The sequence below is a fragment of the Lysinibacillus sp. NPDC093688 genome (assembly GCF_050280145.1).
GTDB lineage: Bacteria > Bacillota > Bacilli > Bacillales_A > Planococcaceae > Lysinibacillus > Lysinibacillus xylanilyticus_B.
Genome location: NZ_JBNNUX010000004.1, coordinates 42,972 through 57,191, shown reverse-complemented (window position 1 = coordinate 57,191; position 14,220 = coordinate 42,972). Strand labels below are relative to the sequence as shown.

The window sequence follows — 14,220 nt, the reverse complement described above, 5'->3', positions numbered from 1 at the left end:
AGTGAAAGCTTTTTGAAAGGAGTAAATTTCATTGAAGAAAAAATGGTTACTACCCATTTTCGCATCGTTTATGTTCTTCACAGGCATGGGTGTTCATGATGCGAAAGCGGCAACAATAGCAGATATAACAAATACAGCAAAAGAATATATAGGTGTTCCTTATCAATATGGAGGGACAGACATTAAGACAGGCATAGATTGCTCAGCATATACACAAATCGTTTTTTCTAAGTTGGGGATTTCACTACAACGTACATCTAGTGCTCAATATCAGCAAGGTACTTCGATTGCGAAAGCTCAGTTGAAGGCTGGTGATCTTGTATTTTTTAATACTTCGGGAAGCGGTGTTTCCCATGTTGGCATATACATAGGCGACAGCAATTTTATTTCAGCTACTACAAGTTCTGGGGTAAAAATCGATAAACTCAATGATCCTTATTACTGGGGATCTCGTTACGTAGGGGCAAAACGCATAGCAAACTTCACTGATGGAGAAGTAAAAGATGCTCAAATCGACTTTAACGTTTATGCATCGCGTGGAGAGGTAGCTCTTAAACTGGCTAAGCAATTAAATTTAGATACTAGTAACACAAATTCAAGTTTTCCAGATGTAACACCATCGTCTAAATATGCAGGTGCTGCAGAAGCACTTAAAAAAATCGGCGTTTTTACGGGTGATGAAAATGGGAAATTTAATCCAGGTTCTCCTATGACACGTGGTCAATTATCAAAAATTTTAGTGGAAGCATTCCATTTAAAACAACAAGGAACAATAGAACAATTTGTTGATGTTCCAAGTACGCATTGGGCTTACAATTATGTATCCATTCTAGCTTCCAATAAAATTACGGTTGGTAAAGGTGACAATACTTTCGGGGTGAACGACAATGTCACACTAGTACAATTAGATGCCTTTATCCAACGAGTAGCTCAATAATTTCAAGAAAAGGTGTTTCATCTATTGATGAGATGCCTTTTTTCGTTCTTTCGCTTCTAGGCAATATTATTTCACACCCCTCCCTACTTCCAATCACTATACATATAAAAAAAGCCAGTACTAATTTGTACTGACTTAAAAACTATTCTGTTTGGTATCAAAAATAATTCTATTGCTAAATGTGATATGTAGCTTAAATCCCCGCTTCATGATAATGAAAATATCAAATACTTTGCTAAAAGGTTCTTTTGATTTCTCAATCATTAATTCTCCTGTTGTCCATTGAACTCGTAGCGTCTATATTTGACCATAGATAGTATTCCAAGAATTGGTCCAATCGCTAATATAGTAAAGACCCATTCCCAACCAATGATTCTTTGAATAATAGGTATGAGATTAATAGAAAATATAGTAACTAGGAAACCAATACACATTTGAAATGTAAGGGCAGTACCTACATATTCAACTTCGGCTATTTCTGAGACTGCTGCAGAAAATTGAGCGGAATCGGATATGACAGACATCCCCCAAATCATAGAAATGATGAGTGTTAACCAAATCGATTGTCCAAATGTAAAACCTATTACTATTGAACAGATAGCGCTGATCACCATAGAAATAATCGTTAAATTGGCTCTTCCGATTTTATCTGAGATAAGTCCACCAACTACACACCCAATCCCTCCTGCAATTCCAATTGACATAAATGAGGATAATGCAATGAACCAATGAGGAGTTTCAGATGAATTGATGATAAAACTAGCTGTCAAAAATCCAGGGAGCCATGTCCACATCGCGTACAATTCCCACATATGGCCAAAATAACCGTAGTTCGAAAGCATTACTGGTTTATTCATCATTACTTTTTTTATTAACTTGAACGAGAATGGCGTTTTTGGGGATGTTACGGGAGCGTCTTCTAACATGTAAGTGACTATAATAGCCGATAAGAGAGCCAATACCGAACTACAAATGATCACAAGTTTCCAACTTAATGAAGAAAAGAACATCACAACAAAATGCGGCAAAGATGATCCTAAAGTTAATGCCGCGATTAAGATACCAATGGCTAACCCACGTTTTTTTGGAAACCACTGTGATAACATTTTTACTGCAATCGGGTAAACACCTGCGAGGGTTATGCCAGTTAAAATCCTATAGAGAATACCGAAAAAGCCGGAATCGACTAGTATTAGCAAGGCATTCAAAAGTGCCCCTAGAAATGCTGAAATGGCAAAAACCTTTCGAGGATTAAAACGGTCAGCTACCCCAAAATAGGAACTAAATAATGCGCCTATGACAAATCCAATAGGAACAGAAGCGGACAGCCAAGCTTCTGAATTAGAGCCAAGTTCCCAAATGGTAATTAGTTCGGGCGCGATAACAGATGCACTATACCATAAACTTAAAGCACATAATTCTGATAATCCAATCCATACCAATGCTCTCCAAGAACCTTGCATCATAGTATCCTCCTCTAAAATAAAATTGAATAATGTCATTATACAAAAAATTAAGAAAAGGAATCTACCTTATACTCATATAAAGAGATTAAAAGTGCTGATGCAAACACCGTAGTTCTAATCCAGTCGACTTTAGGCGCAACCTTCTGGTATTAAACGAATAACTGCCTCCCACAACTTTTTCGAGCTTCCCCCTTTTATAAAATCCCTGGATATTTAATTTTATTTTCATTTTTTTAGTAGATAAATATCGCAAATCCTTTTAACTACGATTCATATTATAGAATATTGAAAGGAGGGAAATTACTATGTCTGAATATTGCGGTGGCGGTTCTAGTTCTGGTTCAACATTTGCGCTCATCGTTGTTCTATTCATTCTATTGATTATTGTTGGTACTAGCTTTATAGGCTTTTACTAATACCAAATACCGCCTCTAATGCTCATAATGTATAGGATTATACAAAATAATCCTATACACCTCCCGTTCTTAAGGGTCACTTTCCTCCAGTGACCCTTTTAATAGTTTACTTAATCAATGTGTATACATTATTTTTAGTAATAGACAGGAAGAAAACACTTAAATCTTCAGCTACTTGACGGTATTATCAGTAGCTATAATGATTAAATCAATCCCAATACTTAGAATAGGACTGGATTAAATGGATCATACTCTCCATCGCTGGAGAAACCCATTTATCTTTATGATAAGTAACAAATGTAGAAATTGCATATTGATCATCTTTAATAATCTTCCCGTTTAATAACTTATTATCTAGTTCATTTTTCACAGTGAAGTAAGGGAGCATAGAAATACCGAGCCCATTCATAACACATTGCTTAATAGGTTCTAGACTTGCGAAATCTACACTCCCCTCAATCTCAATATGAAACTCTGAAAGATAATCATTAAATATACTTTTATAGGTGCAATTTTGTTCTGAATAAAGAACAGTCTTACTGTTTCCTTTTGGTTTATCTTTTAAAGGTGTAATTAACACCATTGGTTCTTGTTTAATTTTTTCACTGTGTAAATCTTTTTCTTTCCAATCATTCTTTTTTATTACTAACGCCAAATCGATATTACCTTGTTGAAGTTCTAAAGGAATATTTCGATAGTTAATAGACGTGATAGATAAGTTCACCTCAGGGTACCTTTCTTTATAATCCAACAAAATTTGAGGTAAGCGGTAACTTGTTAAGGCTTCTGAAGCCCCAATAGTCAAATTCCCTGTTGGTTTATCATATCGGTTTGCCTTTTCTTTAATTTCCGTATAGAGATCCATAATTTTTATGGCATAAGGGTAAAACTCTTTTCCGAAATTAGTAAGAACCACTTTCTTCCCTAAGCGATCAAATAAAGGCTGGTTTAGTTCTTCTTCCAATTCTTTAATGTGATTTGTCACAGAGGATTGCGCATATCCAAGTTGATCGGCGGCTTTTTTAAATCCTCCTTTATCTACGATCATTTTAAAAGTTACAAGATGACGAAGTTCCATACTATTCTTCTCCTTTTGCGTTCACTTCTATTGAACGTTTCATTCATTTATATCTATTTTACTAAACTAACAACATCAATTACAATTTATCCAGTGACCAATAATAAAAGTTGGTTCAAATTAAATAGCGTGTACAAAAATAGTGAGAAGGCGGTAATGAGTATGAACAATTCAGTTAAAAAACAAGAGATTATTGATGCTTATATGTTTCGACATGCAACGAAGGTTTTTGATCCAACTAAAAAAATCTCAGAAGATGATTTCGAATTTATTTTAGAAACAGGTAGACTATCACCAAGTTCCTTAGGATTTGAGCCGTTGAAATTTTTAGTTATTCAAAATATGGAGATTAGAGAAAAATTAAAAGAAGTTAGTTTTGGAGGACAAGGCCAGCTACCTACCGCAAGTCATCTAGTGATTTTTCTTGCTCGGAAAGATGCAAAAGCTAATTCTGATTATGTACAAAATCTATTTAAAAACGTTAAAATGCTTCCTGAAAATATCGTAGCGGATATGACGAAGGCGTATGAAAACTTCCAACAATTTGATTTTAAGTTGTATGAAAGTGAACGAGCACTATTTGACTGGGCTAGTAAACAAACATATATTGCATTAGGCAATATGTTAACTGCCGCAGCATTAATCGGAATTGATTCTTGTCCAATGGAAGGTTTCAATATGGATAAAGTAACAGAAGTTCTTGAACATGAAGGATTATTAGATAGTGGGAAATTTGGTGTATCAGTTATGGCAGCGTTCGGCTACCGATCTAAAGAACCAGCCCATGAAAAATCCAGACAAAGTCGAGAAAAAGTTGTTCAATGGATTAACTAATTATCCATTTGTGTTTTGTAATACTTGTATAAAAAAATAAGAGTTAATTATTGGATGAAACAACATGAAAGAGCCTTTCTACAATTAAATGTAGTAAAGGCTCTTATATTTTATACTATTCTATACTTCTCCGCAGCCCATAATCCCTAACTACAATCTAATCTAGTTCCAAAGGCAAAAAAGCATATTCTCTGCTTCTAATAACATCACATTTACGAACTGGAATAGGATGTTTGAAAATTGGACCATCTAATACTGTAGTATGGAATTCTCCACCTTCTCCGCAAGGGTCAATACCGCGCGCTTCCAGCTCTTTTACGTATTCATGGGTTAACGTTCGCCCTAAATCGTCCTCTCGCATACCTAATGATAAATTAACAGTGACAATGATGGTAACGAATCCTAGGTTTATAAATTCATCGACAGCTTCACGATGGTTCATTTCCCATAAAGGCATGCCTAGTTTTAAACCAGCATTTTTCGTAACCTTGTCATGCCAGCAGCCATGTTCAGGCATATCTAAATCACCTGTTACTAAAACTTCTGCACCTTGATTTTTAGCTTTTTCTAACAGGCTCATAAATACTTTTTCATAATCGGTCCAGCTTGTTGCTGCAGTATAGACAGGTAAACCTATAGAATTAGCTTGAGCACGTATGAGTTCCGGCGGCATTCCATGAGATCTGGAACGTTTCCCTTCTTCCTCCATCATGACGATTAGTCCAACTGCCTCTCCAACTTGCATTGCTTTATATAAAGCTAAGACACTATCCTTTCCTCCGCTAAATGAAGCTATAAATGGATGCCCTTGAGCATTATTTTTCCAGTCTACTAATTCTGCCATTCCTATCTTTCCCCTTTTATTCTAATAACTTTTTATAAGCTCTTTCTCAGGATAACATAAAAACTCATTTGCATTTATTTTTGCAAATGAGTTTTTGAGGTAGCTTTCTTTTAAAATATGGCTTGCTTTAATTAATTATTTTCCACAAGGCATTGGTAAATCGCCATCATCTCTCGTTTATTTAGCTCACGAATTCGATTAAAAATGGGAATATCGGCAACAGCCTCTGTTCGTAAGCTTTCAGCTACAACATCGCTTACTTTGCCAGTTAGCCATGTTTGCACGTCTACTCCATCGACAATTTCCTTACGCCCTTCATCGTTGATACCACTTTCATAGCAACGAACACATGGTACTGATAATTTATAAACGCCATCATGGAGATTATCTTCTGAAATGACTTTCTTTCCACTACAGAATGGACATTTATGGCTTGCTTTAATTTTATTAATTTGAGTGACGATTTTTTTGTAGCCAAATGCTTCATAAACGTACGTTAATTTTTTGTATTTTCCATTCGTGAAATACTGATCAATAATAGATTCTCTCGTTTCGTCAATATTGGCGAAATCACAGATTGTCATTCGGTTTTTGCTGCTTATGGCTTCGATATTATCTTGTATTTTATCCCAGAATGGTAAAACATTTCGTAGGACTATTTCATATCCAGCAAAGCTTGCGAGTTCTAATTCCAGCATTTTTAACGACACTTGTGTTTCTCTAGGAAGTAAGGAGACATCTTCCGTAAGTGTCATATCGCCACCAACAATTGTTTTTAGTTTTTCAAGCTCTGGTAAGTTGCCAATCGTTTTTATGACCTGATCGATCGGTTGATGAATAAGCTCACGAATATCTGTGTCCCCAAATGTTAGTGTTTTCTTATGGTTTATCACGGCTCCTTGACAGATTGGACAGGCAATCATCTCTTTTGATGCTTTCATTTGTTCTTTAATAATTGATTTCGAGATCACCATATAACGTCCAAGGATAAAATTAAAACCTTCCCATTTTTTTGAAGACTTCGTTGCTTTATCATAAAATGATTTTTCCCAATAACCATATAGGAATGTATGTCTTTCTTCTGCTGTCATGTCATTGTAGCTTTTACTAATATCTTGACCCAGATCATTTTTAATCTCATCAAACAGGAACTGCAATTTCGGATATTGATAATAGTTTAATACGTCCATCACGTCTGAATGTAATAGGCCATCCCAAAATGGCACTGTTTTGTCTTCTATGACCAAATCAAAATCAAATTTTTCAATTTGCAGGCGGCCAGAACAGCTTGGGCAATGATTTTCCTGACTAAAGAAGTCGAAGCTTCTTGTATCTTTATTCGTCGGATGTGCCGCCACAATATGGTTGATGAGGCCACCGATTTCATATAAAAAACTATACTGACTATATAAGTGTCTTTCTAAATCAATGGCGACGACGGGTGCAATAGTTGCGGATTCGTATTCACCATAAATTAATCGGGCCATAGATGATAAGCTTTTTAAAATACCGCCTTTGTAGATGTTTTCGGCATTTTTAAAATAGCTAATATGATTCTCTTCTAAGTAATGAATGCCATTTTTTGAATCTAGTGTTGAAGATATATGCAATGGAGCAACACTATTTGTATTGTGATGTTGACTAAAATAATCATCATGACTGACAACATCTAGATGTCGAACAGGTTCCTCCTGTCTTTTACCAAAATCTACGATGAAATCAGAGCTTTCCATCATATAAGTATTATGTTCAATCATCAATATAGAGACGGATTCATCATGCAAAATGTCCCTGACACTATCAATAAATTGGTTTAAAATATTTTGTGATAAACCTTTTGATGGCTCGTCAAAAATAAACAGCGTATGGGGATTTCTTGCGTTCGAAAACAGCTCAGACACTAAATGAACACATTGGAATTCACCTGTTGATAAGGATTGTGTTTTTCTTTCCAACGTCAAATAACCGAGCCCTAGCTTGATCAGTAAACTTAAACGTTTATGTGCGATGTCTTCATTTGGAAGCTCCTCGATAATGTCCTCAATGGAACGTTGGAAAATATCATCAATTTCGTCACTGTATTTCGTCATTTTCTTTTTAATATCAAGAAACGTTGCAACCGTTGATCGGCTAGTAATCGATTGGTTTCGGTCTTGTCCTACCATAACCAGTTTATCTTTTGGATATCGTTTTTGGAAATTCTTAGAGATACACTCATTGACAAGGGTCGATTTCCCACAACCAGACTCACCTGTAACGGTTACGAGTCTATTTTTAGGAATCTGGATGTCAGTCATTTCAATGTTACGACAGAAAAGTTCTTGGAATTGATAATAGTCTGTAGGCTTTGCCTGATTTCGGTCCCAATAGACTGGTTCTGGACGTGGTGATACTTCGACAATTTTACCGCCGTATTTCCCACTGCCAGGCCCAAAGAACAGCTGCTCATCCGCTGTATCAAGCACCGTATCAGAATGATCAATAAGCCAAATTTGGTTTTTATAGCCCAATTGTTTAATCTGCTCTAAAATTTTCAACAGCGTTTGATGATCAAGTCCAACTGAAATTTCATCAATAATAATGACCGTATTTTCACTAGCTGCCATAAATTCTGCCAAGTACAATCGTGTTAATTCCCCACCAGACAAAGTCCCCATGATTCGGTTTAACGTTAAGTAACCAATATTCATTTGGATAATATTCGTAAGAATCCGTTGTCTTTCTTCGCTAATCGCTAATTCCTCTGAAAGGGAATAAATCGCTTCTATACTTAAATTGTTAATATCGGAAATACTATATGGTTGATTCCATAATTCAAACTTATATTGCTCAACTTCCGGATTATAGCGCTTACCCTCACACTTTTTACATTCGACATTTTTAGTCGTACCACGCCCTTTACAAGCAGGACACCAGCCTAATGCATTATTAAAGGAAAAAACTTCTTGCGAAAGATCAAACTTATCTGCTAGCTTTTCACGAATCTCTTTAAAAACACCTGTATGAGTACCGACCGTTGAACGTGGATTGGCAGAAATGGATGATTTTCCGAGAAAAAGGACTAAAGGCATTTCTCGTATCTTAATGGCACTAAAATTCGTTTCCATAATAGTAGGAAATAAATACTGATATTCAGCTTTTGGTAATAAAGAAACGAGACGCTTTTTGGATTCTTCACCAATTGCTTGGCAAAATGTAGTTTTTCCAGATCCGGACAATCCAGCAATTCCTAAAGATTGATCTTCCGGCAAGTCCACATCTAATCGGTTAATATTGTTAGCAATTAATTGATTTATTTTCATCGGATATTTCTCTCCATTCAAACTAGTACTGTCATGTTAGCATAACTTCAAGTGTATTTGTTGTGTTTTGACATGCCAATCAATTATGCCTCGGCGCATGATGTTGGTCACTCAGTCGTTGCCACAGGATGTGGCGCTCTTAGACTGAGTTCCTCTATTTCAGCTTTTGCTGAAAGAAGTTAAAAATGACGCTTTCCGTGTTTGGGAAAGCGTCGGTTTATTTATATAAACAGTTACGATTGATTATAGTTCTGCTAACACTTTTTCAAGCTGATTACCATTATTAATCCAAGCATATTTAGCTCCATCGATTGCTCCTTGACGGGCTTTCGTTGCTTCACTGAATCCAGATTGATCTAGATGTAGATTAGTAGTTCCATCTGCACCTTGTGTCAACGTCCATGTAACCGTAGTGATTTCTCCAGCACTTGCCCATGTGTAAGATAATGTATGGGGCTCTTCTACTTTAAGCACCTCGCAATTGACAATTCCATCCCACCATTCGTTTGGCTCAGCTCGGAATTGAAATTTATGCCCTACGATTGGTTCAAAATCATTTTTCCAGATCCATTTTTCAAGAGTGTCTGAATCCGTTAATGCGTTCCAAACTTTCTCGATTGAACTTGTAAATTGGTAATCTAAAGATACATCTGCTTTCATTTTTTTTCCTCCAATATAAGGTTTAATTTAGCCATTCTTTCTTTCCAGAATTCTTCGTAATACGATACCCAATCTTGAATTTCTTTCAATGGATTGGCATTCAACCGATATCTCGTTTCCCTACCTACCCTTCGAGCTATTACGAGATCAGCATCTTTCAGGATAGCCAAATGCTTAGAAACGGCTGTACGACCCATTTGAAATTGAGCCGTTAATTCGTGAAGAGGTAATTCATCTGCATCTGCCAACAAACGTATTAATTGACGTCTTGTTGGGTCAGCAATCGCAGCATACACATCACGCTCTAGATTTTTCTCACTCAAAATCTCCTCTCCCTTATGAATAGGACACTAAATGGTGTCTTAATTATATGACACCATTTAGTGTCTAGTCAAATATTATTTTTGACAAAATGGCATTCGTTTTATTCCTTTATTTATCAATAATTAGAAAGCATTCCACAACAATAAAAAAAGAGTGTCAAATCCCTTTACAATTTGACACTCTTTTGACTGATATTTTTATGTGGAATAAGTTTTTTTAACTAGACGACGTTGTTTAAGTCCAAATTTATACTATGATCTTCCTTTAGGAATAGTAGCTAAAAATTGAACACCATTTTGGGTACTATTCATTAAATAGGTAATAGAAAGAGATTCAAATATCTGTTTGACAATATAAAGACCTAGTCCGCTCCCACCAGTATTTCTATTTCTCGATTTTTCGATTCTATAAAATGGCTCAAATAATTGTTGTATTTCCTCTTCTTTAATTGTGACACCTGTATTAATCACTTGTATTTGAATCTGATTTTCTTTTGGGAGATCAGTTACGTCTATAAATACTGTTTCTCCGTGCGGTGAATACGTAATCGCATTATGAAGTATGTTTTTGAAAGCTTTTTCTAATAAATCACGATCTATGCGTACATTCATGTTAGGAGGAATTTGTTTTATAATCTGAATGTCTTTTTGAGAAGCAAAAAAACCGAGATCTTTCGTTATTGAATCTAATAATTCTAAAAGGTTGACTTCTTCCAATTGCAATTTAAAGGTATCTTGTTCTAATTTAGACATGCTCAAAATCTCTCGAACTAATTGTTCCATTCTTTCGATAATTTCGTGGTTTTTTTCTAAGTAGAGGTCACGATTTTGATAAGGGCCGATATGATAAATCATCCCTTCTAAATATCCTTTCATAACAGTGAGCGGAGTTTTTAATTCATGTGCAACTGTTGCGAAAAATTCTCGGCGTTTTGTTTCGATTTTTCGCTCTCTTTCAATATCATCTTTTAATTGCTCATTTGCTTTTTGTAAATCGAGCATAGTTCGTTGCAAGTTATTCGACATCTCATTCAAGCTATTGGATAGTTCCTCTAATTCATCATTTGAACGAACTACGATGTTTTCGGAAAAATCCAAGTTTGCCATCTTTTGCGCACCTTCATTAATATAGATGAGAGGTTTTGTAATGAACCTTGAATATAAAAAGGCACTTCCTAACCCGATACACACTACAATGATACTTATATAAGGGAGAAAACGGACTAAGACCTGTGTCGCTTCATCAATAGGTTGGAATGTCGCAAATACAGTAACCATTAAATTATCTTCATCTAGGAATTGGATGGGTAAAGTAACATTAAATGCATTATTAAGGCTTTCTAGATTCTGTATTGGCGCTGTTTTTGCAGTAAGTATTGGTGGTTGCGTATTCCCCTGAATAAAAAAAGAAGGCGAGTATATAATAGATCCTTCTTTAGTTTGTAAGTAAATGATCGCATTGTTTTCTTTGGTGTACTCATCAAAAAGTGGTATCACATTTTTTAATGCTAAATTCTTAGATTCATTAATTATTTCCTCTATTCCAGATTGGAGCTGATTCGTTTTATATTGTTCATAAAATGTTGGAAGGAAGAAGTATAACGTTAAATAAATCAAGACTGCAAAAGATAATAATATGAGCGAAGTGATCATAAAGAGCTTATACGTTATTCGTTTCATCTTCATGATGTTTACAATCCTATTCATCGATTTTGTACCCAATACCCTTTACTGTTTTTATATAGGGTATATTTAATTTTTTTCTTAAATTTTTTATATGTGTATCGATCATCCGTGTTTCTCCTGAAAATTCATATCCCCAAATTTTTTCTACAATGATTTCTCTAGTAAGCACCTTTTTTTCATTAAGAAGCAGTAGTTGTAAAATTTCGAACTCTTTAGTTGTTAACGGTATTTCAACTTTATTAACATAAGCTTTATATCCATCGCAATCAACATTCAGTTCATTAAAATTTAAATGATTATCTCTATTTTTATTAGAACTTCTTCTTAGAACTGCTTGTACTCGTCTAATCAACACATGAAATGAAAAGGGTTTTGTTATATAATCATCAATCCCTATATCAAAGCCTTTCATTTGATCTTGTTCTTCTTCTAAAGCCGTCAACATAATAATGGGTATGTTTGACTGACTACGGATCATTTTGGCAACTTCAAATCCATTAAGGTTTGGCATCATTACATCAAGAAGAATTAAATCAAAGGGTTGTGTATTAAAACGTTTCATTCCCTCTAACCCATCTGAAGCAACCTCTATTGTATAATTTTGTGTCATCAAAAACTGTTTAATTAATTCTTGAATTTCTAAATCGTCTTCTACTACAAGAATATGATAGTTCATCGATATATCCCCCTCGAAGCCCATTATAACCGTTCAATCTGTAGTTTATGTGAAGATACCTCATATTCCCTTTGCAACCTCTACTATCCTCTCTTTCATAAAGCAAATCTTCAATTTGAGATGGAATTAATAATTGCTGCCAACGCTATTATTTATCTTCTCTCTAAATAGTTAGCACAATATATATTAGTACTCGAATAATCTCATTTGCGAAGATGGGGGACTTTACGACGTTGGTTGGGTAACCTCATTGAGAGGATAATCGGCTTGATGTTGCTTTGAAATAAAGTTTGATTTAAAACACCTCATAAATATGTATTTTTCGGTAATTTAGAAAAATCCATTTTGAAAAAAGATCGATCAAAATGGATTTTTATCTAGCGGTATTAAGTTAATTTTATATAAAAAAGTCTAATGATATGTTACCTTCAATATTCAAACAAATGCGCCCTTTTATGGAATAACTATAAAATTATATTAAGGGTATATAAGCTATTTAATAAAAGACATCACTTCAAAAAGTGATTCCCAAACTTTTCCTAGCGTCATTAATAATTCGATGTATGATTATACGAGAAAGTCTTGAGGTTTCCAATCTTTCGGCTTAATGTTTTTATTCACCCATTCCTTTTCTGGTGCTTTGTACGGAGTAAGGGCTACTAAATGATTATTGTGCCAGCTTGCTGCTCCTGAACGAATCATTTCGTCAAGTAGGATTGGAATAAATTCTTCTGGTTGAAGTTGGAAAGAGTAACGTGCAAAATCTTGAAACCAGCCACATTGTAATAGGTAGTGATTAATTTCTTCCTTTGCTAATCCGTTTTTCATGATTAATGTGAATGCAAAAATCCTCTTACACGCATGCCATGAAACCTTATCTGGGCTTTTGACCCACTTATCGAACCGATTTCTTGCTGAATCTATTGAACTAAGTGGATCGTCTATTTGAGGTCCATGTCCAGAATAAGCCTGCTCAATTCGGAGCGTAGCCAATCGATCCAAGCTTTCTATTGATTGGTGTATAGATGCTATACCTTCTCGAAAGATATTTAACCATCCAATATCATTTTTATGAAAAAGATCTCCGCAAATTAATATCCTCTCTTCAGGTTCATATAAAGAAATATGTCCTAATGTATGCCCGGGTGTATGCAAGACTTTCAAGGTTCTGTTTCCTGTATGAATCTCATCGTTATCCGAGAGCTTTCTATCGACTCGATATGGTTCCACGGGCTGATCTAACCATTCTGCACTACAAGCTTCAGTATCCCCCAAATTTATTAAATCGGCATCCCATTTATGAGCAGCAATCTTAACACCATATTTCTTTTGAAGATAAAAATTGCCTCCTACATGGTCACTATGATAGTGCGTATTCACAACAAGGTGTAATTCTTCTGGTAAAACGCCTGCTTCTCTAATTAATTGTTCCGTTTGTTCTTTATCACTTCCAAAACCAGTGTCAATCAGAATAGGAAGCTCATCCTTAATTAAAACCATATTGGCACTTGGAAATTTTCTTTCAAAGAAAACAATACTAGATTTCCCCATAACCTATTCCCCCTTAAATGCAATGAATAAAGCATAATGACCGAGAGCTCGTTCAATATTATATCACACAATATTCTGAATAAATAGAACGTATTCTTTTTAAGATAGTCCTTGCCAGCAATATATGTTTTAATGTCTATTAGTGTTTACTCAACAATCTGGCCCTTTAGTGGAACAGCTTATTGTCACTCTTCATTTCCTTAATCGATTTTTAAATTCAGATATTCTTTTAGTTTTCACTATAAAAATACCATTTTAGATTACTATTCAAAGAGGGAAAACGGTCAAACCTTGTTTTAATCCACAATAACATTTTTCATCGAACCTTTTTTATAAACGTATTGACTTTATTTCAAAGCAACACTTGAATAAAAGCTTTTGGGTTCAACTTCTCTATATAAACTCCTCAATATCTTCATACAGATTCCAGATTGGTCATGTACATTA

The 14,220-nt window shown here is 35.0% G+C and carries 12 protein-coding genes; 3 read left to right on the top strand and 9 right to left on the bottom strand.

All coding sequences use genetic code 11. From position 1 onward, the window contains the following. The first annotated feature begins 31 nt into the window (after positions 1 to 31). Positions 32 to 937 carry an NlpC/P60 family protein gene (locus ACQKN2_RS05155; protein WP_427414007.1) on the top strand — a complete coding sequence of 302 codons (906 nt, stop codon included), beginning with the start codon at positions 32 to 34 and terminating at the stop codon, positions 935 to 937. 263 nt (positions 938 to 1,200) lie between these two features. Here ACQKN2_RS05155 and ACQKN2_RS05150 read toward each other — a convergent pair whose 3' ends face one another. After that, on the bottom strand, positions 1,201 to 2,403 hold the full coding sequence (locus ACQKN2_RS05150; protein ID WP_427414006.1) for an MFS transporter: 1,203 nt from the start codon (positions 2,401 to 2,403) through the stop codon (positions 1,201 to 1,203). A gap of 305 nt (positions 2,404 to 2,708) precedes the next feature. On the opposite strand from ACQKN2_RS05150, the gene ACQKN2_RS05145 reads away from it, so the two are divergent. Beyond that, positions 2,709 to 2,819: a YjcZ family sporulation protein gene (locus tag ACQKN2_RS05145; protein WP_427414005.1), complete on the top strand. Its 111-nt coding sequence runs from the start codon at positions 2,709 to 2,711 to the stop codon at positions 2,817 to 2,819. Between the two features lie 208 nt (positions 2,820 to 3,027). Here ACQKN2_RS05145 and ACQKN2_RS05140 read toward each other — a convergent pair whose 3' ends face one another. Further along, positions 3,028 to 3,897 (bottom strand): LysR family transcriptional regulator, encoded by an 870-nt coding sequence (locus ACQKN2_RS05140; RefSeq protein WP_427414004.1) that lies wholly within the window; start codon positions 3,895 to 3,897, stop codon positions 3,028 to 3,030. A gap of 162 nt (positions 3,898 to 4,059) precedes the next feature. Between ACQKN2_RS05140 and ACQKN2_RS05135 the strand changes: the two genes are divergently transcribed. Then, positions 4,060 to 4,731 (top strand): NAD(P)H-dependent oxidoreductase, encoded by a 672-nt coding sequence (locus tag ACQKN2_RS05135; RefSeq protein WP_427414003.1) that lies wholly within the window; start codon positions 4,060 to 4,062, stop codon positions 4,729 to 4,731. A 157-nt stretch (positions 4,732 to 4,888) separates the two neighbouring features. On the opposite strand, the gene ACQKN2_RS05130 is transcribed toward ACQKN2_RS05135, so the two are convergent. The 7 genes from ACQKN2_RS05130 to ACQKN2_RS05100 form a co-directional block, all read right to left on the bottom strand. After that, positions 4,889 to 5,575 carry a diphthine--ammonia ligase gene (locus ACQKN2_RS05130; RefSeq protein WP_427414002.1) on the bottom strand — a complete coding sequence of 229 codons (687 nt, stop codon included), beginning with the start codon at positions 5,573 to 5,575 and terminating at the stop codon, positions 4,889 to 4,891. A 131-nt stretch (positions 5,576 to 5,706) separates the two neighbouring features. Beyond that, a complete protein-coding gene (locus ACQKN2_RS05125) occupies positions 5,707 to 8,877 on the bottom strand; it encodes an ATP-binding cassette domain-containing protein (protein ID WP_427414001.1) in 3,171 nt (1,056 codons plus the stop codon). 243 nt (positions 8,878 to 9,120) lie between these two features. Further along, positions 9,121 to 9,537 carry an SRPBCC family protein gene (locus ACQKN2_RS05120; RefSeq protein ID WP_427414000.1) on the bottom strand — a complete coding sequence of 139 codons (417 nt, stop codon included), beginning with the start codon at positions 9,535 to 9,537 and terminating at the stop codon, positions 9,121 to 9,123. Further along, the gene (locus tag ACQKN2_RS05115) at positions 9,534 to 9,860 is read right to left on the bottom strand and encodes an ArsR/SmtB family transcription factor (protein WP_427413999.1); all 327 of its coding nucleotides are present in this window, start codon (positions 9,858 to 9,860) and stop codon (positions 9,534 to 9,536) included. The genes ACQKN2_RS05120 and ACQKN2_RS05115 overlap by 4 nt, the downstream gene beginning before the upstream one ends. 252 nt (positions 9,861 to 10,112) lie before the next feature. Further along, on the bottom strand, positions 10,113 to 11,567 hold the full coding sequence (locus tag ACQKN2_RS05110) for a sensor histidine kinase (RefSeq protein ID WP_427413998.1): 1,455 nt from the start codon (positions 11,565 to 11,567) through the stop codon (positions 10,113 to 10,115). Further along, positions 11,560 to 12,246: a response regulator transcription factor gene (locus ACQKN2_RS05105; RefSeq protein WP_427413997.1), complete on the bottom strand. Its 687-nt coding sequence runs from the start codon at positions 12,244 to 12,246 to the stop codon at positions 11,560 to 11,562. The genes ACQKN2_RS05110 and ACQKN2_RS05105 overlap by 8 nt, the downstream gene beginning before the upstream one ends. Before the next feature lie 543 nt (positions 12,247 to 12,789). After that, positions 12,790 to 13,773, bottom strand: a complete 984-nt coding sequence (locus ACQKN2_RS05100) for an MBL fold metallo-hydrolase (protein WP_427413996.1) — start codon at positions 13,771 to 13,773, stop codon at positions 12,790 to 12,792. Positions 13,774 to 14,220 lie beyond the last annotated feature (447 nt).

Bases quoted from the DNA above. Each gene is read 5' to 3' on its own strand.
- ACQKN2_RS05120 (WP_427414000.1), bottom strand. From the start codon at position 9,537: ATGAAAGCAGATGTATCTTTAGATTACCAATTTACAAGTTCAATCGAG.
- ACQKN2_RS05125 (WP_427414001.1), bottom strand. From the start codon at position 8,877: ATGAAAATAAATCAATTAATTGCTAACAATATTAACCGATTAGATGTG.
- ACQKN2_RS05110 (WP_427413998.1), bottom strand. From the start codon at position 11,567: ATGAATAGGATTGTAAACATCATGAAGATGAAACGAATAACGTATAAG.
- ACQKN2_RS05100 (WP_427413996.1), bottom strand. From the start codon at position 13,773: ATGGGGAAATCTAGTATTGTTTTCTTTGAAAGAAAATTTCCAAGTGCC.
- ACQKN2_RS05105 (WP_427413997.1), bottom strand. From the start codon at position 12,246: ATGGGCTTCGAGGGGGATATATCGATGAACTATCATATTCTTGTAGTA.
- ACQKN2_RS05145 (WP_427414005.1), top strand. From the start codon at position 2,709: ATGTCTGAATATTGCGGTGGCGGTTCTAGTTCTGGTTCAACATTTGCG.
- ACQKN2_RS05135 (WP_427414003.1), top strand. From the start codon at position 4,060: ATGAACAATTCAGTTAAAAAACAAGAGATTATTGATGCTTATATGTTT.
- ACQKN2_RS05150 (WP_427414006.1), bottom strand. From the start codon at position 2,403: ATGATGCAAGGTTCTTGGAGAGCATTGGTATGGATTGGATTATCAGAA.
- ACQKN2_RS05140 (WP_427414004.1), bottom strand. From the start codon at position 3,897: ATGGAACTTCGTCATCTTGTAACTTTTAAAATGATCGTAGATAAAGGA.
- ACQKN2_RS05130 (WP_427414002.1), bottom strand. From the start codon at position 5,575: ATGGCAGAATTAGTAGACTGGAAAAATAATGCTCAAGGGCATCCATTT.